Here is a 23,072-nt window from a genome sequence, read left to right as displayed (position 1 = left end):
CTCATGCCCCCCAACCCGGAAGGGGCCCCGCCGAAGGGGCCCCACCCCCGCATTCCGACCCCCCTCGAACTCCACCTGCGGCTCCGCCGCCGCGCTGCGGGCCCCGCCCCCGCCTGCCCCCCGTTCCCCGCACCCCAGGCCCGGCCCCTCGACGGCCCGGCGCCAGGGCCCCGGCGCGTCGTCATCACCGGCCTCGGCCCCCTCTCCAGCATCGGCACCGGCACCGAACAGTTCACCGACGGCCTCCGCCGAGGCCGCTCCGGCGTCACCCCCATCACCGCCTTCGACACCACCGGCTTCGCCCACGCCAACGCCTGCCAGGTCCAGGACTTCGACCCCGCCCGCATGCTGCACCGCCTCGACGCCGCCGCCCACGGCCGCGCCGCCCAGTTCGCCGCGGCAGCGGCCCGGATGGCCGTCGAGGACGCGGGCCTCACCGACGCCGAGCTGGCCTCCGTACGCTGCCAGATCTCCGTCGGCACCACCGACGGCGAGTCCTACGACCTGGACCTCATCACCGAGGCGCACCTGCACGGCGGCCTTCCGGCCGTCGCCCCGCAAGCCGCCCGCCGCATCCCCGCCCCGCTCCTGGGTATCGCCGTCGCCCGTGAACTGGGCCTCGCCGACGCCGAGATCCTCACCATCGGCACCGCCTGCTCCGCGGGCAACTACTCGCTGGGCAACGGGCTCGACGCCATCCGCCACGGCGACGCCGAGTTCGCCCTGTGCGGGGGAGCGGACGCCTTCTGCCGCAAGACGTTCGCCGCGTTCTACCGGCTCGGCACCATCGCCCCCGACTGCTGCCGCCCCTTCGACACCGACCGGCAGGGCATCCTCACCGGCGAGGGTGCGGGAATGCTCCTCCTCGAAAGCCTCGACTCGGCACTCGCCCGAGGGGCCCGCATCTACGCCGAAATCCTCGGCTACGGGCTCAACTGCGACGCGTACCACCCGGTCGCCCCCCAGGAGGACAGCGTGGCCCGCTGCCTCCAACTCGCCCTGGAAGACGCCGGGGTGAAACCCGCCGAGGTCGACCTGATCTCCGCCCACGGCACCGGCACCAAGGCCAACGACGTCACCGAGAGCCGCGCCATCCGCCAGGTCTACGGGGACGCCACGCCCCGCACGATCTCCCTCAAGTCCATGCTCGGCCACACCATGGGCGCCGCCAGCGCGCTCGGCGCGATCGCCTGCTCCCTGGCGATCACCCACGGCTTCATCCCGCCGACCATCAACCACCGCACCACCGACCCCGAATGCGCCGTCGACTGCGTCCCCAACCACGCCGTCGCCGCCGACCTGCGCATCGTCCAGAACAACGGCCTCGCCTTCGGCGGGAACAACGCGGCCGTGGTCCTCGGACGCTACGCACACGAAGGGCGCTACGCACACGAAGGGCGCTACGCACACGAAGGAGAGGCACCGTGAACATCACCGCCTGGTCGGCACTCTCCCCCTTCGGCCACACCTCGGCCGACTTCGCGGCAGGGGTACGCGACCGCCGCCCCACCGCCGCACCCGTCCTCGGCGAGGACGGCCAACAGGGCTGCCTCGTACCGGGCTTCGAGCCCCGTACCGTACTGGGCAAGAAGGGCACCCGCGACATGAACCGGGTCACCGCCCTCGCCGTGACCTCGGTCGGCGCCGTCCTCGACGGGAGCGCGGACGGTGGTGCGGGCGGCGGGAGCACGGACGGCTGGGGTACGGACGACCGGGGCACGGACACCGGACTCGACACGGCCCTCGTCCTCGGCACCACCACGGGCAGCGTCCAGTCCATGACCGACTTCACCCGCTCCTCCCTCACCGGCGAACGCCCCTACGACGTGGAACCCGGCGTCATCCCCAACAGCGTCATGAACTGCGCCGCCGCCCAGTGCGCCATCCGCCACCGCATCCAGGGCCCCAACACCACCCTCGCGGGCGGCCGTGCCGCCGCCCTCCTCGGCCTCCTCTACGCCCGCCGCCTGCTGCGCGCCCATCGCGCCCGTACGGTCCTGTGCGGGGCGGCCGAGGAGTACTCGCACGCCCGCACCTGGCTGGAAGCCCGCAGCCGGGGCGGCAGCGCCCCCGTCCTCCTCGGTGAGGGCGCGGCCGTACTCCGCCTCGTACCCGCCGAACTCCCCACCTCCACACCGTCGTTGGCCACGGTCCTCGCCGTGCACACCCGCCACGCCCCACCCGGCTGCGACCCCACCGAAGCCCTCCACACCACCCTCATTGAGACCCTGAGCCGCGCCCGCGTCGCCGCCGCCGACGTCTGGTCGGCGACCTCCTCGGGCCTGGAAGCCACGGAGGACGACGCCCTCGACGCCCTCTTCCCCCGCCAGGCCCGCGACCGGCTGCCCGCCCTCGGCCCCCTCATCGGCGACACCGGAGCCGCCGCATCCGCACTCCAGATCGCCACGGTCCTCGCCGCCGCCGGACAGGCGCCCGGCGGACCCGCGGTCATCACCTCCGTCGACGGCCAGGGGCTGGTCGCCGCCGCCGTCCTGCGCCTGGGAAAGGCCCACTGACATGCACACCCCCTCCACCCCTGCCCCCAAGATCGCCCTGGTCAGCGGCGGTTCCCGAGGAATCGGGGCCGCGATCGTCCGCCGCCTGGCACGGGACGGCTGGGACGTCGGCTTCTGCTACCGCTCCGACGAGGAGTCCGCCCGGCTCGTGGAGAAGGAGGCCACGGAACTCGGCGTCCGGTGCCTGGCGCTCCAGGCAGACGTCTCCGACCCCGTCCAGGCCAAGTCCTGGGTGACCCGGACCGAAGACGAACTCGGCCCCGTCGCCGCGGTCGTCGCGAACGCGGGCGTCATCCGCGACCGGCCCCTCGTCCTGATGTCGGACGACGACTGGCACCAGGTCATGGACACCAACCTCGACGGCGTGTTCCACACCTGCCGCGCGGCCGTCTTCCCGATGCTCAAGCGCCGCACCGGCTGCGTGGTCACCCTCTCCTCCGTCGCGGGAGTCCACGGCAACCCCGGCCAGACCAACTACAGCGCCGCCAAGGCCGGAATCATCGGCTTCACCAAATCCCTCGCCAAGGAAGTGGGCCCGCACGGCATCCGCGCCAACGTGGTCGCCCCCGGCCTCATCGACACGGACATGACCGACGCCCTGCCCTCCCGCGACCGGGAACGCCTCCTGTCCTCCATCGCGCTCCGCCGCTTCGGCACCACCGCCGAAGTGGCCGACCTGACGGCGTTCCTGGTCTCCGACCAGGCCGGCTACCTCACCGGCAGCGTCCTGGAAGTCCACGGCGGAATCGCCCTCTGACCTCGGGCGCTCCCGCCGTCCCGGAACGCGCCACGGCTCACCCGCACCGCCGCGTACGACCGCACCCCTCCCCAGGGCCACCCCCTCCCTTCCGCAGGGCCACCCTTCCCTCGCACGGACCCGCGCCAACCCGGCGGGCCGCCGCCCTTCCGTGGTCCTCCGCGGACCTCCGTGGTCCCGCGCGCCCCACTCCTTCCCGTACCGGGCCATCCGCCCCCGTACGGGACCACTCGCCCCCGTACGGGACTACCACTTCCCGCCCGGGCCGCGCGATCCGCACCGGCCGACACCCGACGCGTCCCTCGTGCACGAGCCGTGCAGCCGCCGCCCGCCCCGGCCGAGCCCCGCGACGGCACCGCCCGGCCGGATTCCCCAACTCCCGACTCCATCCGCACCTTCGGAGGTCCACAGTGGCACCGCACTCTGACAAGCGCAGGCCGGACGCCCCGCGCGGCCCGCTCCCGTACGACCCGGTCAGCGCGGCTCCGCGCGGGCTGCGCGCGTACGCCCCGGTCGCGGCCGCGCTGCGCAGCCTGCGTTCGTACGATCCGCGCACCGTGCTCCCCCGAGAGCTCCGGCCGTCCGCCCTGGCCACCGCCGCGCTGCGCGCCCTCCGCCCCACCACGCCGAACGCCGACACACCGAACGGGGACGCACCGGACCCCGACGCACCGGATGCCCCGCCCGCTTCCGGCCGAGGTCCGCGTCCGGACGCCCCCGTCGGCCCGCGCGGCGCACGCCGCAAGTCCCGTGGCCTCGCGCGACGCTCGCGCCCCGACGCCGAGGACGCCGCGCGGGCCCGGCGTCCGGACGCCCCGGGCGCCCCGCACGGCACACCCCTCTCGCCCCCGGCGGGGTCACGCACCCCGTCCCCCGGCGTCCCGGCCGCCTTCCGCACCGAGCCCCCGGCCGTCGCCCCGTGCGCCGAGCCCCCGGCCGCCCCCCGGCGCGCCGTACGCCCGGACCGCACCCCCGGCCCGACCCACGGCGGCACCGACCGCCCGCTCGGCCACGGCTCCCGGGGCTCCCGCCCCTACGACGCCGTCATCGTCGGCGGCGGCGTCGGCGGGCTCGTCTGCGCCGCCTACCTCGCCGTGTCCGGCCTGCGCGTCCTGCTCGCCGAACAGCACGACGTCACCGGCGGCAACGCCCAGGTCTTCCGGCGCCGCCGCGCCTACGAGTTCGACGTCGGCATGCACTACGTCGGCGACTGCGGCCCCGGCGGCCTCCTCCCCGCGATCCTCTCCGGACTCGGCGTCGGCCCCGACCGGGTCGCCTTCCGTCCCCTCGACCCGGACGGCTTCGACCGCATCGTGCTCCCGGGCACCACCGTCGACGTGGGGGTCGGCTGGAACAAGTACCTCAAGAGGCTCAGCGCCGCCCTCCCCGCCGAACGCCGCAGCCTCGCCCGCTGCGTCCACACCCTCCGCGACGTCGCCGCCGACCTCCGCGCGGGCATGACGACCCGGCCGGGCGCCGCCCGCGCTCCCATGACCCGGTCCCTGATCAGCTGGGGCGGCCGTACGCTCGGCGAGCTGTACGACGTCTGCGGGCTCAGCCCCACCGCCCGCACCCTGATCGCCGCCCAGTCCGGCAACTACGGAACTCCGCCCTCCACCACCCTCACCTCCACGCACGCCACCATGCTCGACCACTACCTGCGCGGCGCGTACGCCCCGGTCGGCTCCGGCCAGACCATGATCGCCACGCTCGTCGAGGTCATCGAGGCGCACGGCGGCCAGGTCCGCACCCGCTGCCCCGTGGAACGCATCCTCGTCACCGACGACCGCCGCGTCGAAGGCGTGCTCCTGGCCGACGGCGAGACCGTTCACGCCCCCCTCGTCGTGTCCAACGTGGACTACCGGCGCACCGTCCTCGACCTCTGCGGAGGCCGAGGCTTCTCCACCGCCGTCCTCGACCGCACCCGCCGCGCCACCATGCGGGCCGCCGTCGCCACCGCGTACATCGCCCTCGACCGCCCCCTCGACCTGCCCAACACCAACATCTGGTGGTGGGGCGGCACCGACATCGAGGCCGCCTACGCCCGCGCCCTCACCGGCGACGGCTCCGACCCGACCTTCGCGTTCCTCTCCTTCGGCTCCCTCAAGGACCCCGACAGCCGCACCGTCTGCCCGCCGGGCCACAGCAACTTCCAGATCATGACGCTGATGCCGCCCCTCGAAGGCCCGCCGGGGCGCTACCGCCGAGACCCCGCCTACGAGGCCGTCAAGAGCCGTCTGCGCGACAACCTCGTCGACATCGCGGAATCCGTCCTCGGCCCGGTCCGCCCCCACCTCACCCACCTCGAAACCGCCACCGCCCACACCAACCACCGCTACATCCAGGGCGGTTCGGGCACTCCGTACGGCTTCGACGACTGGGGCGGGCACGGTCGACGCCCCAGCATCCGCACCGGAGTGGGCGGCCTGTACGCGGTCGGCGCGAACTCCAGCTTCGGCGCCGGAATCCTCGGTACCGCCCTCAGCGGCATCTCCGCCGCGGGGCGCATCCTGAACCGCCCCCTGCTCTCCGAGGTCTGCGCCGGTACGACCCTCGCCGACCCCGGCCAACTCCCGCCCCGGACGCCGGACTTCGACCCGCTGCGCATCTCCCGCGGCCTGGCCCGCAGGGACGCCCGGGGGCTCGCCCGGATCGACTGACCGAGCCCGGCACCTGTCGCCCCGTCGGCCCCCGTCCCCGTACCCTCCCTCTGTATTCGCCGTACTTCCGGCGAACCGAGGGAGGGGTCCCGTCATGCAGCCGCACCAGAACAACCGGCCCCGGGCGAAAGCCCGTTCACGCACCGGCAGACTTCCGGAGCTGGCCTACGCGGCACTCCTGGCGGCAGGCGTCGCCCTGCCCTTCGCCCAGGCCGTCCCCTGGTTCGTCGCACACGGCCCGGACGCACCCCGATTCCTCGACGACCTCTTCGCGAACCGCATCAGCAGCTTCTTCGGCTGGGACGTCATCGTCGCCGTCCTGGCCCTGCTGTTCACCGTGACCGTGGCCGACACGAGCCTCACCGCGCGCCAGCGCGTCCTCACCGTCCTCGGCTCCCTCCTCGGAGCCTCGGTGGGCCTGCCCCTCTACCTGCTGCTCCGCCAACGCAACCGCCGCCTCCGCTCCGGCGACGCCGCCCCCGACGCCTCCCGCCCCAGCCCCTAGGCTTCTCCCCGCACGTGCACACCCGCCCGTACGCCCGTCACCGCACCCACCCCCGGAGCCCCACCCATGCCCGACTCCACCACCCCGCCCGCCTTCGCGGCCGCTTTCCCCTTCCCCGACGCGAGCCACCCCGACCGAGGCCCCGCCCCGCACCCCCTCCTCGCCCCCGTCCTGGACCTCCTCGGCACCTGGCAGGGGCACGGCACCGGCACGTACCCCACCCTCGAAAGCGACTTCAGCTACGCCCAGGAGGTCACCTTCACCCACGACGGCCGCCCGTTCCTCCACTACGAGGCCCGCGCCTGGCTGATCGACGCCGACGGCACGCCCCTGCGCCCGTCCGCCCGCGAGAGCGGCTGGTGGCGGCTCCAGCCCGAGGGCCGCGTGGAAGCCCTCATCACCCAGCCCACCGGCATCGCCGAGATCTCCGTCGGCGTGGCGACGGCCAGCACCGTCGAACTCACCACCGGGGAAGTCGCCGTCACTCCCACGGCGAAGGACGTCAAGGCCACCCGCCGCCTCTACACCCGCACCGACGCGGCGACCCTGACCTTCACCCACGACCTCGCCGCCGTCGGCCACCCCCTCCAGCACCACCTCGCGGCCCGCCTCCACCGCCGCCCCTGACGCACGGGGGCGGAGGCCCGCCTCCCCCGTGCGGCGGAGACGCACCGTACTCCCGGCCGACGCACCACCAATCCCTCCGCCACCACCATGAATCCCATGCCGCTGAAGACGAAGCCCCTCCCCGACGTCCCCCGCTGGGCCGTCCGCGCCGCCTACGCCGTCCCTCTCGTCACCCTGCCCTCAGGGCTGTGGCGCCTGGCCCTGGTCGCGGGACTGCCGGTGCTCGGCAACGCCGAATCCGAAGGCTTCCGCAGCGACTGGGAGCCCCTGTATGTCATCTCCCTGAGCGTGGTCTCCGAACTCCTCGCCCTCCTCACGCTCGGCCTGATCAGCGCCTGGGGCGAGGTCGTACCGCACTGGGTCCCCCTCATCGGCGGCCGTGCGATACGCCCCATGGGTGCGGTCGTCCCCGCCGTGCTCGGCGCCACGGGCCTGTTCGGCATCTACGGGTGGTACGTCTACGCCAACATCTTCACCGACCTGGCCCCCGGCATCACGGGCACGCCACTCCAGGAGGCCATCCTCCTCGTCTGCTACCTCCCGCTCCTGGCCTGGGCCCCCTTGCTCCTGGCCGTCACCTTCGCCTACTACCGCCGCCGCGTGCCCGCGGCTCGCTCCGCCGCACCGGTCGGGTGAGCCCGCTCCCATTCCGGGTGACCACGGTGATCCGGGTGACCACGGCGGTGCGGAACGTCAGTCGTCAGCCATACCGCCGTCCTCGCTCTCCGGCAGGGGGCAGCCGAAGGCGAGCACGCGCTCGCACAGGGTCCCGGTGACGATTCCACCCTCCACCGACACCTCCGCGAGCCACTCCACAGCCTCCAACTGCTCCACCAGCGAACCGATTTGATCGCCGTCCACGGCGCACAACGCGGCCAGCGCCTCCACCTCAAGGCCCCGGCCGGAGGCCCCCAGGCGTCCGTCGGCGCTGCTGTGCGCGGCGCAGGCCAGAGCGAGCAGCCGTACGGCCGCAGGCATCTTCTTCTTGCGCAGTTTGCGGTCCCCCACACCCTTCTGCGCCCACCCGGACAACTTGGTCCGCACCAGCTTCCCGAAGCCGAACGGTCCGACCATGCCCTCCTCGGGAACGAGAGAAGGCACGACGATCTGCGTGGGATTCTCGGGCGCGGAACCCATCACCTCGGCGGCCGTCCCCGGCAACCGCAACCACCCCGCGTCGACGAGCTCCTGGAGCGCCTCCTCGGCGTCCCCCACCGGCCAGCCGTTCACATCCTGACCGGTGACGTTGCCGCTGCCGGTACGCGCACAACGCAAGGTCAACAGCAGCACCAGCAGCCGTGCCTCCGGCCCCGGAACCGGTGCGTGGTCCCGTACGTGGGCGAGCACGCCCCGCGCGTGCTGCCACTGGTTGGCCCCGGTCAGCACCCGCTCGACACCCCCCGCGGTGTTCTCGCCGGTCCGGTTCGCATGCTGGAAGCGGACGGTGGCCGCGGACTGCTCGGCCCGCTGGGCCTCGTCACGCAGGCTCGCGTCCCCCGTCAGGTCCGCCCAGGTGACGAAGGCGCGCGCCTTCCGCTCATGGAGATCGGCGAGCGCCGCCAAGTCGGGCTCACCGGCCCTCTGGTACCTGCGGAACGCATCGCCCAGCTCGATGAGTTCGTCGCGAAGCCCCACGGGCCGCAGATCGTGCGGCACCACCCGCTGCGCGATCCGCCCCTGCCGCCTGGGCCGACGCGCGCGGGGTGCGGGCGCCCGCGGCGCGGGCACGCGCCCACCGCCCGCCGCGTCCCTCTCCGCCGGGTCCATCCCCGGCGCGGACGGCGACGCGGCGGAGAAGTGCGGAGCCCCCACCCCACCCACCACTTCCCGAGCCTGTCCCGCTCCACCGGCGGGCGGCGGCGACGCGGCGTCGGCCGACGCCACCACCCGGGTACCGGGGTGCGCGGCCGCGCAGCGGGCACAGCATTCCCACGCCCGCCACCAGCGCCGCATCGGATCGATGGCCACCGCCAGCACCGTCGTCCCTCCGCACTGCCGCTCCACACCCCCTCTGCCACTCTCGTCGGTGTGCGCCCGGCACCCCTCGGCACGACAGGCGCACGTCGCCTCTCGCCGAGGCCCGCCCGTCGCCCGTAGATGCGCCATCAGATGCGCCGCCGCGAACGACCGCCCCTCAGCGGCCGAAGGCAACTGGCGCGGCGCACACGCGGGCCGACTGCAATCCACCTTCACCGCCGCGACGTCCCGTCCCACCGCATCCAGACGTACGGTCCACAACCGCCCGGCCACCCGCTCGCTCTCCACCTGGGCCTGCGTCACGAACTGCCCCTCCCTGCTCACTGCTTGACCGGAGACCCGGAACACTGCGCATCATCATCCAGCATGACGACCCCGCTGTGCGACGATCCGACCACACTGCGTCAATTTCCGTCCAGCGTGCGCCGCATCGCCATGTTGCTGACCAGCAGGCCGCCGTCCACCGGCAGCGTCACCCCCGTGATCCAGGTGGCGTCCGCCGACGCCAGGAACGTGACGGCCGCAGCGATGTCCTCGGGCTCTCCGAGCCGTCCCAGCGGATAGTGCGGCGGGAGGTCGTCGAGGCGGGTCTGTCGGCCGTCCCAGGCGCCGGTGCGTACGGTTCCGGGCTCGACGACGTTGACGCGCACTCCGCGCGGCGCGCACTGCACGGCCAGCGTGCGGGTGAGGGAGGCCAGGCCCGCCTTCGCGGCGCTGTAGGCGTGGTTGCCGAAGTGCTGCTCCGCGTTGACCGAGCCGATGTTGACGACCGCCCCGCGCCCGTCGGCCGCCGCCAGGTGCGGCAGGGCGGCGCGGGTGCAGCGGAACGCGCCGTGCAGGCTCACCTCGAAGTCCTCGTACCAGGGCTCGTCGGGCGTGTCCTCGAAGAGCGGGGGCTCGGCATGACAGGCGTACGCGTTGTTGACCAGCACGTCGAGTCGGCCGAAGGCGGCGAAGGCCCGGTCCACCGCCGTCTCCACCGCGCCCCGGTCGACGACGTCGCAGACCTGCGCCAGTGCGGTCCCGCCCGCCTCGCGTATCCCCTCGGCCACCTCTTCGGCGCGCAACGGGTCCCGGTCGGTGACGAGCACCCCCGCCCCCTCCACCGCGAACCGCCGGGCGGTCGCCGCCCCGATGCCCTGGCCCGCGCCGGTGACGAGTACGCCGTATCCACCAAAACGTGTCATGCCCGCACCGTAGGCACGGCCCCTGCGGGAGGACGGCCGGGAGGGGTGAGTACCAGCCACGGGAAGTCCGGCCGACGACGCTCTGACCGGGACGCGGGCCCCGGCAGGGGCGACCCCGGCCGGCCCGCGTCAGTGCCCCGCCCCTCAGCGCCCACCGTCGTCGAACCCCGCCGCCGACCGTGCCAGCCCGTCCGCCGCCGTCGAGCACCGCCCCGCGAGCAGGTTCAGCCGTGCCCGGAAGGCGTCTGCCTGCGGTCCGTCCCAGTCCAGTTCCCGCGCTGCCGCCCGCAGCCGGTCCGCGTGCTCCCGCAGACTGCTCGCGTGCACGCGCAGGCCCTGGGTCGGGCCGGGGCGGTCGGGCGACGCGGTCGGGTAGTGGCTCGTACGGGTGCTCATGAACGTCCCTCCCACGGGGCGAACGCGTTCGTCGTTCCGGCGAGCGCCGGGCCCAACTCCGGGTGATGGCGCAGCAGTACGGTGACCATCGAGTTGCGGTCGACCCACTCCAGGCCCTCCGCCGTGTAGACCTCCGGACGGTAGTCGGTGGTGAAGAAGCGGTCGCTCTTCAGCCGCCTGCTCGCCATCAGGATGAAGATCCGGAAGAGGGTGTCGCTGAAGCCGAACCCCTCCGGGCGCGGCTCCGCCAGATTCCCCACCAGAGTGTCGACCCGGTCGAGCCGGTCCTCGTACAACTCCCGCAGCAGCGCGGTGTCGTCCGCGTGCCCGCCGGTCAGCTCCTCGAACGACGTGACCGGGCGCTTCCGCAGCATCTGCCGGTACGCGTTGTAGCGCGGGATGCCGCGCTCGCGGTCGCGCAGGATGTCGACCGTGCCGAGATCGATGTGCTCGCCGGAGAGGCGGCTGAGGTCGCGCAGCGCGTCGGGGTGGTTGTGCAGGACGAGCGCGCCCGGGTGGGCGGTGCCGAAGGAGTACAGCAGGTCCGTCGCCCCGTACACGTCGACCGCCAGCCGCGTCGTCGCGCCCTGCATGTCGTCGAAGCCGATCGACTCCCGCGTCGTGCCCCGCCGGTGGTCGCGGATCGTCAGCTCGTCGGGGATCAGCGGATGCAGCCGGTACGCGGAGACGAACTCCTCCGTCATCGAGTACGGCGCGGCGTGGTGCGCCGTACTCGAACCGAGGACGCCGCTCAGGGCTTCCCCGCCGAAGGAACCGAAGCGCCGCTTCGCCCAACGCGGCAGCAGGCCGTACCAGTTGGCGTTCATCGCCCTGCGCACCACGGGTTGGTCCAGGATGCCGGGCGTCCACTCCACCGTGTGGATCTTCGCCATCAGAGCGGTGTTCACCAGCCGCGCGGTGTGGAAGAGCCGCTCGTCGTCCCAGGTGGGGTGCTGGGCGGCGATCGCGTCGCAGATGGAGTTGTGCTCCTTCGCGAAGAGCGTGTGGAGCAGCGAAAGCCCGGTCCAGTAGTCGTTGTTGAAACCGGTCGCGTCCAGGCAGTCGAGACCGGGGCGGGAGTCGGCGGGCAGCCGCCCGTCCTCGACGATCAGCCTGCCGCGCTCCCCGGTCCGCAGCGACCGGCACCGCTCCTCGCTCGAACCGTAGATCTGCGAGCCGTCCCACCAGTGCGACACCGTGTTCTCGTACGTCGGCGGGGCGTCCGGCGACGTGTGCGCGACCGGGTCCGGACGGGTCCGGCTCACCCGCATCGGGCACTGCGCCCAGTCGTCGTCGGCGGCCAGCGGCACCGTGAACGGCTCGGCCCGGTCGTTGTCGCCGTGATTGGCCCAGCCGTGGTTCTGGAACTGGATCCACGCCGCCGCGAGGAGGTTCAGCGACGTCGCCGGGACGAATCTCCGCCGCGCCAGCACCTGTCGGCTCACCTCGCGGGGGCTCGGCCGCATCAGCTCGTCGTCCGGGTCGGGGAAGGCCAGACCGAGGGGCGAGTTGCGGTCCAGGCGGGTCCCGGCCCGGCCCATGTCCTCGTCGTACGGGTCGTACCCTGACCCGTCGTAACTGCGGAACGGGGCGAGCGAGGCGGCGGGCCGCCGGGGGCGCTCGCCGCCCGCCCCGTACGTGTCGTGGAGGTTGTGGCGGCGCAGGTCGTAGCGGAGCGCCATCAGGTTGGCGATGCCGAGCGGGGTGGGCAGCTCCCACCAGTCGCGCGTGCGGTTGAGCCGGGCGAAGAGCGCCGACCCGGCGCGCTCGACGAGGCCGGGCGGCCCGAACGGCTCGGGCGGCTCGGTGCGGGCGGGCCCGGGCGCGCCGTCGGCCGTACGGGTGGGCGGGGCGTCAGTGGCGGACGGGGCGTCAGGGTGGGGGACGGTCTCGGACATCGGGAATCCTCAGCGGTCGTGGAACGAAGCAGGCGGCGAAGCAGGTGGCGATCAGCGGTCGTGGAGGGCGAAGAAGCGGTTTCCGGTCACCCGGCCGCGGTACGCGGCGAGCTCCGCGTCGACGTGCGCACTCGCCTCGGGGACGTCGTGCGCCAGGTTGTGCGCGTACCGCTCGGCGGCATGGCACAGCGGGAAGGCGTGGGTGTCGTCCGTCCAGGTGTACTCGGTGAACTCCGGGCCCAGCGGGTACGGCGACACCGCCGATCTGCCCTCCAGGCTCGGCACGATGTCGTGCTCGTTGACCAGCGAGAACACCCGGGTACGAGGGTCGGCGGGGCGCTTCTGGTCGATGGGCGAGCCGATCGCGACGACGTGCGTGACCGTGTACAGGACGTTGAAGTCGCGGTGTGCCGCCAGGTTCATCGCGGTGACCCCGCCCTGGCTGTGCCCGACGAGTGCGACCTCCGCGCCCGAGGGGATCATCTGCCGCAGCGCCTTGCGGACCGCCCTGCTGTACGCGGTGTCCGCACCCGCCACCGAGTCGATGGCGCCGAGGAGGTCCTGCGGGGTCTCCGCGCCCAGCGTGCGCGCCATCCCGGCGAACTGGACGACGTACCGCAGCACCCCGTCCGGGCCGATCACCTGCTGGACCAGGAGCAGGCCCTCGGTGCCGATCAGTCCGATGTTGGTGATCCAGCCGACGAGCGTGCCCGACGTGTCGAGGGCACCGAGGAGGTCCGGGTCGGGGGTGTGCGGCTCGGCCCGCCCCTGACCCCGGTCCAGGAAGTCCCACACGCGGCCGCTGAAACCCATCAGGTAGTCGGAGGTGAGCGCCCTGCCGGTGGCGACCTGCCAGCCCGCCTGGTCGTTGAAGGGGTTCTCGTCGGTCAGCGCGTTCCAGGCGATGATGTCCGCGAACGACGGGGCGAGCAGCGCGAGAGCGTACTCGGCGCCCTCCTCGTGCAGCAGTGCCTTGAACGTGCGCACCGCCTCGACCTGGCGGTCCTCCTGGATGGCCTGGAGGACCTTCGACGTCGCCGGGTGGCCGAGCAGCTCGGGGTGGCGGACGGCCGCCGCCCGGATGCGGGCCTTGAGCCCGGCGACGGCGAGGCTCACCGCCAGGTTCTCCCGGCTGGTCAGCACCCCGGCCAGCCAGGCGACCGCCGCGAGCGGGGTCCGCCCCTGCGGCCCCCAGCCGAGCCCCTGGGGATTCAACAGCGTTCGGATCAGGGCGCGTTGGGAGGCGCGAGTGCGCCGGGAGCCCAGGGCGGTGAGCGGCAGCCGCGTACCGAGCGCCACCCGCGAGGCGTAACGGGACGCCTCCCGTACCGCGTCGGCGGCCTCGGCGAGCTCCCGGCACACGTGGTGCAGGGATGCGACGTCGGGTTCGGGGCCCGGCGCGGCGGTGGACGCGGAGCCGTACGGCGGATCGGACGACGGACCCGGCAGGGGCCCTGAGTTCACGTCGGACATGGCGTGTGCACTTCCCGGTGGGGTCGGGTCGTTCTCGCAGACGGGGGCGGGTGTACGCGGCTGAGGGCGGGCCGGTCAGCGGGGGGCGAGCCGCAGCCGGACGGCGGCCGTGCCCAGCACACCGGGCAGCGGCCGCGCGGTGTCCAGGACGGGACGCGCCCCGGTGATGCGGTGGTCGCGCAGCACCTCGGCGCAGACCGCGGAGCTCAGCAGCAGCCCCAACTGGTCGCCGGGGCACCTGCCTTGGCCGTGACTGAACGGAGCCATCGCGGTGTCCCGGTCCGCATCCGGCTTCAACCACCGGCCAGGGGCGAAGAGATGGGCACCCGCGACCGCATCCGGGTCCCGCTGATGGAACCCGATCGGCACCATCACCGCCGTCCCGGCGGGTTGCCGCACCCCCCGCCACTCGGTCTCCTCCCTGGTCACCCGCACCAGGTCAGGGACGACAGGGAACAGCCGGATCGACTCCTGGACGCAGGCCCGCAGCCGGGGGAAACCGGGCCCTCCGGTGCGGGCGTCCTCGTGCGCCGCCTCCTGCTCGGCCGGATGCGCGCCGAGCAGCAGCAGCGTGCGCGCCACGACGGCCGCCGTGCAGGCGTCGGTGGCGAGCAGCCAGTGGTGGGTCTGGCCCACCGGGTCGGTGCCCTCGGGGGAGGGGGCGGCCAGCGCGCGGGCCGCCAGGGCGTGGGCGGGCGCGTCAGCCGCGTACTGGGCGATGCGCGCCGTCGCCTTCTCGTACAGGGCCCTGCTGTCGCGGGCCCGGACCTTGCCCATCCAGTTGGCCCGGCCGCGCAGGATCGCCAGCCACTGGGCGAGTTCCTCGTCGTCGGCCGCCCGGTCGCCCAGCACGATCCGCCGTGAGACGCGGCTCACGGCCCTCAGTACGGCGGGGAAGGCGAGCGTGCCGGACGTGGTCAGCGCCCGGCACTCCTCCTCGACGATCCGGAGGTAGTCCGCACAGTCCGGGTGGACAGGATCCCGCCAGGCCAGGACCTCGTCGTTGAGGTCCCGGCGCTCCTCGCGGCGCGCGCCGCGCGAGCAGATCACCCCGGTCGGCTCGAACACGCTGAGGCTGTCGTACTTGTCCGGTGGATCCATGGCCAACGCCATCACCGGCTCGTCGAAGAACCGCCGGACGTCCTGCGCGTCGAACAGCACCAGCATGTCGCCCGACAGGCCGCGCACCAGGACGGGTGCCCCGCCGTGCCGCTGCTTCATGGCCCGCAGCGTGGCGTTCGACCAGGCGGGCTGGCGCACCTTCGCGTACAGCGACACCACCGGATGGCGGAGGCTGACCAGACCCCGGGCGAACGCGGGCAGCGTGTGGGTGGCGACGAACCGCACCGTCTCGGCACGGCCCGCCCGCACGGGTGGCGGGGGAGTGGAGGCGTCCTGGCCGGTGATGGTGTGCGGGGCGGCGGCGGGCAGCGTCATGCCGTGACGACCTTTCCGGGGTTGAGCAGGTTCTTCGGGTCGAAGAGGCGTTTGAGGCCGCGCTGCAACTCCAGGGAGACCGGGCCGAGTTCACGCTCCAGCCAGTCCCGCTTGAGGGTGCCGATGCCGTGCTCGCCGGTGCTGGTGCCGCCGAGGGCGAGACCGGCGGCCATGATGTCGTCGTACGCGGTCTGCGCCCGCCGGAACTCGTCCGGGTCCGACTCGTCGAAGACGACGGTCGGGTGCAGATTGCCGTCACCCGCGTGCCCGAGCGTGAAGACCGTCAGCCGGTGGTGGGCGGCGATGTCCTCGATCAGGCCGACGAACCGGGCCAGTTGGGAGCGCGGCACGGCCACGTCCTCGATGAAGGAGGTCATCGCGTCGCCCTTCGTCGCGGCGTACGCAGCCAGCGCCGGACCGACCAGCCTGCGGGCCTCTATGATGCTCCGGGCCGCGTCGCCGTCCGCCGCCGTCTCCACGTTTTCCGCGCCCGCCGCCCGGCACAGCGCCTCGATCGCCGTCAGGTCGGCCGCCGGGTCGGCGGAGTCGCACTCCACGATCAGCGTGGCCGCGCTGCCCGCCTTCAGCAGCGGATGCCCGTACGCCACCACCGCGTCCGACGTCGCCCGGTCGAGCAGCTCCAGCGCGGACGGGGCGTGACCGGCGGCGGTGATCTCCGCGACGGCGTCCCCGGCGGCGGTCAGGGTGGGGAACTGGGCGAGGAGCGACAGTGCCGGGGGTCTCGCGGGCCGCAGCGCCAGCGTCGCCCCGACCACGACCGCGAGGGTCCCCTCGGAACCCACGATCAGGTGCGTGAGGTCGTACCCGGCGACGCCCTTGACCGTGTCGTGCCCGGTGCGCATCCGCCGCCCGTCCGGCAGGACGAGGTCAAGGCCCAGCACGTAGTCCGCGGTCACCCCGTACTTCACGCAGCAGATGCCGCCCGCGCCGGTGGCTATGTTGCCGCCGACGGTGCAGCGTTCCCAGGAGGCGGGGTCGGGCGGATAGCTCAGCCCGTGCTCGGCGACCGCCTCGGCGAGGTGCTTGGTGACGACTCCGGGCTCGCACCGTACGAGACGGTTCGCCGGGTCGATCTCCAGGATGCGGTCCATCGCCGCCAGCGACAGCACGAGGCAACCGTCGACGGCGTTCGCCGCCCCGGCGAGACCGGTGCGCGCCCCCTGCGGGACGACCGGCACCCCCGCCTCGTACGCGAGCGCCATCACCTGCTCGACCTGCTTGACGGAACGGGGCACGACCACGGCGGCAGGGGTGCCGTACTCCGAGAACGGGGCGGAATCTCTTGCGTGTGCGGCCAGTTGGCCGGGGTCGGTGAGCAACGCCCGCGCGGGGAGCACGGCGGCGAGCCGGGACAGCAGGGTGGCGGATGCGGTGCTGAGCGACATGACGGCCTTCCGGGACGGGACGGCAAGGAGGGGCAACAGGGCCTAGAGAGAGGGCAGTTCCGTGCTGACAGGCACGTCGAGAAGCACTGGCCCCTCCTGCTGGAGAGTCGACTCCCGTACGAACTTGGTGAGTTCGGCCGCGCCCGACATCCGGTGCGCGCGCACCCCGTACCCGAGGGCCACCGACACGATGTCCAGGCCCGGAATGTCCAGACCCGGCGCCCCCTGGGCCTGCTCCAGCTGCGCGAACCACTGGAGGATCGCGTACCGCTGATTGCTCAGGACGACGAAGGTGACCGGGACCTTGTACGTGGCCGCCGTCCACAGCGCCTGCACGGCGTAGTGCGTCGACCCGTCGCCGATCACACACACCACGGGCCGCTCGGGAGCGCCGAGCTGGGCCCCCACCGCGGCGGCGAGACCGAAGCCGAGACCGCCGCCCGCCGTGAACAGGAAGGAGCCGGGCCTGCTGATCCGGGTCGCCTCGTGGAACTGGCCCAGGTTGGACGGGGACTCGTTCACCCACAGGGTGTTCTCGGGTGCGCCCTTGGCGATCGCGGTCATCGCCGTGAGCGGGGACATCAGCCCGTCGGTGTCCGTGACCGGGGCGGCGCCGGTGGTGGCGGACGGCGTCTCAGCGTGCTCCGCCCCGCGCGGGTCAAGACCGGGGAGGTGCGCGAGCAGCGCCCGTACGGTGAGGGAGAGATCCGCGACCAGCGCGTCCCCGACCGGGGCGCGGGCCGCCTCGTCGGCGTCCCGCGTGAGCTGCACCAGCTCGGCCCCGTCCGGCAGGTAACTCCCGGGAAGGTAGGGGTAGTAGCAGAAGACCGGGGCGCCGATGACGAACACCAGGTCGTGGCCCGCCAGACACCCCGACAGCGGGGCGATGCCGGGGGGCAGGACTCCCCGGTACTGCGGGTGCGACTTCGGGAACGACACCCGGCCCTCGGTCGGCGCGGACCACACCGGGAGGCCGGTGCGCTCCGCCAGGGCGACGACGTCGTCCCACGCCCCGGAGGCGTCCACGTCGTTGCCGACGACCAGGACCGCACCGCGCGCCGACGCGAGGCGGTCGGCGAGATTCCGTACCGCCTCCTCGCCGGGGGAGGCGGCGTGGCCGACCGTGCGGGCGGCGGTGCGGGCCGCCGCCCGGTCCGTGTCCTCGTCCACCTCGGCGTCGAAGTCGTCCATCGGCAGCGACAGGAAGACCGGCCCCCGGGCGGGGGTTTCCGCGATCTGCACGCCCCGGGCCAGCGCGGGAGCGACGTCCACGGGGCGCGGCGGCTCGTACGCCCACTTCACGGCGGGCAGCGGCAGGTGCGTGGCCTGCGGGTTCGTGAGCAGTGCCTCCATGGTCAGCATGGCGCGCACCTGCTGGCCGGCCGTGACGACCATGGGGGTGCGGTTCGCGCGGGCGTTGAGGATCGCGCCCATCGCGTTGCCCGTGCCCGGGCCGGTGTGCAGGTTGACCAGTGCGGTGCTGCCGGAGGCGAGGGCGAACCCGTCGGCCATGCCGACCACCACCGCCTCCTGGAGCCCGAGCACGTACCGGAAGTCCTCCGGGAACTCCTTGAGCATCGGCAGCTCCGTGGACCCCGGGTTGCCGAACAGCGTCGTCATTCCGCGCGCCCGGAGGACGTCGAGCACCGATTCGCGAACCGTGCGCATGAAGGGGCCTCCGTGGAAAGCGGCGGGTTGCAGGCGGTACTCCATTCATCACACGGCGTGGTGGGCGGCGACACTGCGTATACGCCAAGTGAGTGACGGGCGGTGGCAGCCCCCGCTGCGGGGCCGCCTATCCTCCGGAGAGACCGCCCGTCGACGAGTGAGGACCCTTCCGTGCCCGCAACCCCCGCCCCGCACACCCCTCTTGCCGACTTCACGCTCCCCGGCGGAGTGCTCACCGACGACGGCTTCGAGCATGGCGCGTACACGCTGAGCTCCCGGCGCGGCCGACCCCTGGTGCTCGCCTTCTACCCCGGCGACGACACCTCCGTCTGCACCAAGCAGCTCTGCTCGTACTCCAGCGGCCTCGACGTCTTCGCCGACAGCGGGGCCGAGGTGTGGGGCATCAGCCCGCAGGGACTCGACAGCCACGAGTCCTTCGCCCGCAAGCACGGCCTGCGGATGCCGCTGCTCGCCGACACCGACCGGAGCGTGGCGAAGTCCTTCGGCATCACCGCCCCCGGCATCGGCCTGCGCCGCGCCGTCTTCATCGTCGCCCCCGACGGCACCCTGCACTGGAAGCACGTCTCCCTGCTGGGGGCGACCTTCCAGACCACCGACGTCCTCGCCAGGGAACTGAGGTCCCTCACGGCTTCCTCATGACCCTCTGCTGCGCACCGTTCCTCCTCCGGGGTCCGCTGCTCGCGGTGGTCACCGTCGCCCACGGGAAGCGCCGTACGAAGCAATCGAACTGACGGACCGCACGCGAAGGGCCCGGGCCGTCCGACCCGGGCCCCACCTGCACGTCCGCCTCCTCCGTGCCCGCACTTGTGTGCGAGTCGGCTGCGTCACACCTGAATGCACCCGAACGGCTTTGCATGGGCATGCGCTTCCATGCATACTCTTCCTATGTCTAAGGTCCTCACCTCCCTCCCCGCCGGCGAGCGCGTCGGCATCGCCTTCTCCGGTGGTCTCGACACCTCCGTCGCGGTCGCCTGGATGCGCGACAAGGGCGCCGTCCCGTGCACCTACACCGCCGACATCGGCCAGTACGACGAGCCGGACATCGCCTCGGTCCCCGGCCGCGCCAAGGCGTACGGCGCCGAGCTCGCCCGCCTGGTCGACTGCCGCGCCGCACTGGTCGAAGAGGGCCTGGCCGCGCTCACCTGCGGTGCGTTCCACATCCGCTCCGGCGGGCGCGCGTACTTCAACACCACCCCGCTCGGCCGGGCCGTCACCGGCACCCTCCTGGTGCGGGCGATGCTGGAGGACGACGTCCAGATCTGGGGCGACGGCTCCACGTACAAGGGCAACGACATCGAGCGGTTCTACCGCTACGGCCTGCTCGCCAACCCGCACCTGCGGATCTACAAGCCCTGGCTGGACGCGGACTTCGTCACCGAGCTCGGCGGCCGCAAGGAAATGTCCGAGTGGCTGCTGGCCCACGAACTGCCCTACCGGGACTCCACCGAGAAGGCGTACTCCACCGACGCCAACATCTGGGGCGCCACCCACGAGGCCAAGATCCTGGAACACCTGGACACCGGCGTCGAGACCGTCGACCCGATCATGGGTGTCCGGTTCTGGGACCCCTCGGTCGAGATCCTCACCGAGGACGTCACGATCGGCTTCGACCAGGGCCGCCCCGTGACGATCAACGGCAAGGAGTTCGCCTCCCCGGTCGACCTCGTCATGGAGGCCAACGCCATCGGCGGCCGCCACGGCATGGGCATGTCCGACCAGATCGAGAACCGGATCATCGAGGCCAAGAGCCGAGGCATCTACGAGGCCCCCGGCATGGCCCTGCTGCACGCCGCCTACGAGCGCCTCGTGAACGCCATCCACAACGAGGACACCCTCGCCCAGTACCACAACGAGGGCCGCAGGCTCGGCCGCCTCATGTACGAGGGCCGGTGGCTGGACCCGCAGGCGCTCATGATCCGCGAGTCCCTCCAGCGGTGGGTCGGCGCGGCCGTCACCGGTGAGGTGACGCTGCGGCTGCGGCGCGGCGAGGACTACTCGATCCTCGACACCACGGGCCCGGCCTTCTCGTACCACCCGGACAAGCTGTCCATGGAGCGCACCGAGGACTCGGCCTTCGGCCCCGTCGACCGGATCGGCCAGCTCACCATGCGCAACCTCGACATCGCCGACTCGCGCGCCAAGCTGGAGCAGTACGCGGGCCTCGGTCTGATCGGCAGCGCCAACCCGGCGATCGGCGCTGCCCAGGCCGCCGCGACCGGCCTCATCGGCTCCATGCCCCGGATGCCGGAGGGCGGCGCGCAGGCCATCGCGTCGCGCGGCGAGGTCTCCGCCGAGGACGAGGCGCTGGACCGGGCCGCGATGGAGTTCGGCACGGACTGAACCCGGCTGTCCCACCCGCCCGGGAGGCCCCGTCCGACGCTCACGGCGTCGGACGGGGCCTCCCGCCGTTCCCCGATTGGACGCATGGCCGCCACCACCCCGAAAAGCGAGGAACTCCAAGGCCACAGCCATGTCCACGCCATGCAGCCGATCACGGAAAGTCACTCGGAGGTGCGGAGATATTGCGATAAGTGACCAATTTTCGGACGGTGGTGACGAGCAGTTCGCTCACTCACTTCCGAAAGGACCCTCTTCATGCGCATGTCCCGGAAAGCCGGCCTCCTCGTCTCGACCGCAGTGTGCGGCGCCCTCGCCCTGGGCACCGCGGGCCCGGCATTCTCGGCCGTCCACGACGCGCCCGTGACCTCCGAGGCGCCCGTTCCCGCGATCCCGGGGGCCGACGCCCTCGCCAAGCAGACGAAGACGCTGGGCGACCTCGGTGGCGCCCTCACGCCCGTCACGGAACTGGTGAACGCAGTACTCAAGGCACCGAAGGGCAAGCTCGCCCCCGCCGACGCGGCCAAGCACGCCAAGGCGGTCAAGGAGGCGCTCGCGAAGGTCGGGAAGGCCGCGCCCAAGACGGCCCCGAAGGCCGCCCCGGCCCCGGCGGCCGACCTTCAGGCCAAGGCCGTGGCCACCCTTCAGGCCAGTGTCGACGCCCTCCTGAAGGCGTCCGCCAAGGGCGACCCCAAGGCGGTCGCCGCCGCCGTCACGGTCACCCTCACGGCCGCCGTCAACGTCGTGGTGAGCGTGGCGCTCGCCGGTGGCCTGCCGGTGCCCAACCTGCCGGGCCTCCCGAAGCTGCCCAAGGTTCCGGGTGCCCCCGAGGTCCCGAAGATCCCGGGCGTCCCGGCCGTCCCGGCGCTTCCGGCGGTCCCCGGACTCGGCGGCTAGAACCGACGTGCGTACCACCGTGGGGCCCGTCCGGATGCGTCCGGACGGGCCCCACGGCTTTCGGGGCTCCGCGATCCGACCCGCTACGCGGAGGTGCGTAGGGTGCGCATCCGCACGTACGCGTACACGCACCCGGCCAGCGCCAGGTCGGACAGCAGCATGAAGCCGATCGAGTAGGAGTCCTTGGCGCTGTAGATGGCCCCCATCAGCAACGGCGGTACGAAGCCGCCGAGTCCGCCCACCGCCCCGACGATGCCGGTGACGCTGCCCACCCGGTCCTGCGGCGTCGCCTGCGAGACGAGCGCGAACACGCTGCCGCCCGCCGCCCCGAGCCCGGCAGCCAGCGCCAGCAGCGCGATCGTCCCCACCGGACCGAGTGCCGGGTCGAAAGCCTGCACGACGGCGAACAGCGCCACGACCGCCAGCGCCCCGGCCGTGACCACAGCGGGGTGGAAGCGGTCCGACAGCCGCCCGCCGATGGGCCGGAACACCACCGTGACCAGGGCGAACCCGGCCGCTTTGGTGCCCGCGTCGGTCGGCGACAGCTCGTACCAGGTCTTCAGGTACGTCGGCAGGTACACGCCGAACGCGACGACGCCGCCGAACCCGATCGCGTACAGCGCCGACAGCTCCCACGTGACGCGCAGCCGGCCCGCCTGCCCCAGCCGGGTCGCGAGCGAGGCCGTGGGCACGGCCCGGTCCTGGCGGTCGGTGATCAGGACGGCCGCGAGCACCGCGAAGACGGCGAGCGCGAGCGCGACCACGACGAAGGGGAGGTTCTCGCCGTGCGCGGCGATGCGCGGAGTGAAGTACCCGGACAGGGCGACGCCGCCCGTGCCCATGCCGAAAACCCCGAGGGCGAAGCCCCTGCGGGACGGTGGGAACCAGGAGTTGACCAGCGGGACGCCGATCGCGAACGTCGTGCCGCCGAGACCGAGCAGGAACCCGACGAGCAGCATCAGCGGATAGCTGTCCCTGGCCGGAATCAACAGCAGTACCGGGACGATGGTCAGCGCCGAGACCAGCGGAAACATCAGCTTCGCGCCGTACCGGTCGGTGAGCGCACCCGCCGGAATCCGCCCCAGCGACCCCACCAGCACCGGCACCGCGACGAGCAGCGACTGCTGGAAGGAGCTGAGGCCGAGCCGGTCCTGGTAGCCGACCGCCAGCGGGGCGATCAGGTCCCAGGCCCAGAACGTGAGCGTGAACCCGAGCGTCGCCACGAGCAGATTGCGGTACGCGGCGGCGGGCGGCCCCGCCCCGGCACTGTCGACGGTGTCGGTCCTGCGGGGGTGCGCGGTGTCCATACG

The 23,072-nt window shown here is 73.1% G+C and carries 19 protein-coding genes; 10 read left to right on the top strand and 9 right to left on the bottom strand.

Annotation, left to right across the window (positions count from 1 at the left end):
- Nucleotides 1-3 precede the first annotated feature (3 nt).
- From OG897_RS15125 to OG897_RS15095, 7 genes are all read left to right on the top strand, one after another.
- Nucleotides 4-1,428 (top strand): beta-ketoacyl synthase, encoded by a 1,425-nt coding sequence (locus OG897_RS15125; protein WP_266657066.1) that lies wholly within the window; start codon nucleotides 4-6, stop codon nucleotides 1,426-1,428.
- On the top strand, nucleotides 1,425-2,516 hold the full coding sequence (locus OG897_RS15120) for a beta-ketoacyl synthase N-terminal-like domain-containing protein (protein ID WP_266657064.1): 1,092 nt from the start codon (nucleotides 1,425-1,427) through the stop codon (nucleotides 2,514-2,516). The genes OG897_RS15125 and OG897_RS15120 overlap by 4 nt, the downstream gene beginning before the upstream one ends.
- Before the next feature lies 1 nt (nucleotide 2,517).
- Entirely contained in the window at nucleotides 2,518-3,273 is a 756-nt protein-coding gene (gene fabG, locus OG897_RS15115) for a 3-oxoacyl-ACP reductase FabG (protein WP_266657061.1), read from the top strand.
- Nucleotides 3,274-3,683: 410 nt separating this feature from the next.
- Nucleotides 3,684-5,933: an NAD(P)/FAD-dependent oxidoreductase gene (locus OG897_RS15110; protein WP_266657059.1), complete on the top strand. Its 2,250-nt coding sequence runs from the start codon at nucleotides 3,684-3,686 to the stop codon at nucleotides 5,931-5,933.
- 94 nt (nucleotides 5,934-6,027) lie between these two features.
- Entirely contained in the window at nucleotides 6,028-6,438 is a 411-nt protein-coding gene (locus OG897_RS15105) for a DUF2834 domain-containing protein (RefSeq protein ID WP_266657057.1), read from the top strand.
- Between the two features lie 66 nt (nucleotides 6,439-6,504).
- Nucleotides 6,505-7,065: an FABP family protein gene (locus tag OG897_RS15100; RefSeq protein WP_266657055.1), complete on the top strand. Its 561-nt coding sequence runs from the start codon at nucleotides 6,505-6,507 to the stop codon at nucleotides 7,063-7,065.
- Nucleotides 7,066-7,161: 96 nt separating this feature from the next.
- Complete coding sequence (locus OG897_RS15095; protein WP_266657053.1) at nucleotides 7,162-7,701, top strand: hypothetical protein; 540 nt, start codon at nucleotides 7,162-7,164, stop codon at nucleotides 7,699-7,701.
- Nucleotides 7,702-7,758: 57 nt separating this feature from the next.
- On the opposite strand, the gene OG897_RS15090 is transcribed toward OG897_RS15095, so the two are convergent.
- From OG897_RS15090 to mdlC, 8 genes are all read right to left on the bottom strand, one after another.
- On the bottom strand, nucleotides 7,759-9,345 hold the full coding sequence (locus OG897_RS15090) for a hypothetical protein (protein ID WP_266657051.1): 1,587 nt from the start codon (nucleotides 9,343-9,345) through the stop codon (nucleotides 7,759-7,761).
- A 101-nt stretch (nucleotides 9,346-9,446) separates the two neighbouring features.
- Nucleotides 9,447-10,229, bottom strand: coding sequence for an SDR family NAD(P)-dependent oxidoreductase (locus tag OG897_RS15085; RefSeq protein ID WP_266657049.1), 783 nt, complete (start codon nucleotides 10,227-10,229; stop codon nucleotides 9,447-9,449).
- Between the two features lie 144 nt (nucleotides 10,230-10,373).
- Nucleotides 10,374-10,625, bottom strand: coding sequence for a hypothetical protein (locus OG897_RS15080; RefSeq protein ID WP_266657047.1), 252 nt, complete (start codon nucleotides 10,623-10,625; stop codon nucleotides 10,374-10,376).
- Nucleotides 10,622-12,523, bottom strand: a complete 1,902-nt coding sequence (locus OG897_RS15075; RefSeq protein WP_266657045.1) for a peroxidase family protein — start codon at nucleotides 12,521-12,523, stop codon at nucleotides 10,622-10,624. Before OG897_RS15075 ends, OG897_RS15080 begins: the two co-directional genes overlap by 4 nt.
- Before the next feature lie 51 nt (nucleotides 12,524-12,574).
- Nucleotides 12,575-13,996: a lipase family protein gene (locus OG897_RS15070; protein ID WP_266657043.1), complete on the bottom strand. Its 1,422-nt coding sequence runs from the start codon at nucleotides 13,994-13,996 to the stop codon at nucleotides 12,575-12,577.
- Nucleotides 13,997-14,071: 75 nt separating this feature from the next.
- Nucleotides 14,072-15,433, bottom strand: a complete 1,362-nt coding sequence (locus OG897_RS15065) for a cytochrome P450 (RefSeq protein WP_266657041.1) — start codon at nucleotides 15,431-15,433, stop codon at nucleotides 14,072-14,074.
- Nucleotides 15,430-16,839 carry an FAD-binding oxidoreductase gene (locus OG897_RS15060; RefSeq protein WP_266657039.1) on the bottom strand — a complete coding sequence of 470 codons (1,410 nt, stop codon included), beginning with the start codon at nucleotides 16,837-16,839 and terminating at the stop codon, nucleotides 15,430-15,432. Before OG897_RS15060 ends, OG897_RS15065 begins: the two co-directional genes overlap by 4 nt.
- A gap of 42 nt (nucleotides 16,840-16,881) precedes the next feature.
- Nucleotides 16,882-18,507, bottom strand: a complete 1,626-nt coding sequence (gene mdlC, locus OG897_RS15055) for a benzoylformate decarboxylase (protein ID WP_266657037.1) — start codon at nucleotides 18,505-18,507, stop codon at nucleotides 16,882-16,884.
- 171 nt (nucleotides 18,508-18,678) lie between these two features.
- Between mdlC and OG897_RS15050 the strand changes: the two genes are divergently transcribed.
- The 3 genes from OG897_RS15050 to OG897_RS15040 all read left to right on the top strand — a co-directional run bounded on the left by OG897_RS15050 (nucleotide 18,679) and on the right by OG897_RS15040 (nucleotide 21,762).
- Nucleotides 18,679-19,167: a peroxiredoxin gene (locus tag OG897_RS15050; RefSeq protein ID WP_266657034.1), complete on the top strand. Its 489-nt coding sequence runs from the start codon at nucleotides 18,679-18,681 to the stop codon at nucleotides 19,165-19,167.
- Between the two features lie 246 nt (nucleotides 19,168-19,413).
- On the top strand, nucleotides 19,414-20,868 hold the full coding sequence (argG, locus tag OG897_RS15045; RefSeq protein ID WP_266657032.1) for an argininosuccinate synthase: 1,455 nt from the start codon (nucleotides 19,414-19,416) through the stop codon (nucleotides 20,866-20,868).
- Nucleotides 20,869-21,129: 261 nt separating this feature from the next.
- A complete protein-coding gene (locus OG897_RS15040; protein WP_266657030.1) occupies nucleotides 21,130-21,762 on the top strand; it encodes a hypothetical protein in 633 nt (210 codons plus the stop codon).
- Nucleotides 21,763-21,845: 83 nt separating this feature from the next.
- On the opposite strand, the gene OG897_RS15035 is transcribed toward OG897_RS15040, so the two are convergent.
- Nucleotides 21,846-23,069, bottom strand: a complete 1,224-nt coding sequence (locus tag OG897_RS15035; RefSeq protein WP_266657029.1) for a nitrate/nitrite transporter — start codon at nucleotides 23,067-23,069, stop codon at nucleotides 21,846-21,848.
- Nucleotides 23,070-23,072 lie beyond the last annotated feature (3 nt).

Source organism: Streptomyces sp. NBC_00237 (genome assembly GCF_026342435.1).
Classification (GTDB): domain Bacteria; phylum Actinomycetota; class Actinomycetes; order Streptomycetales; family Streptomycetaceae; genus Streptomyces.
Note: the sequence above shows the minus strand (reverse complement) of the source record. Positions and strands in the feature narration are given on the sequence as shown.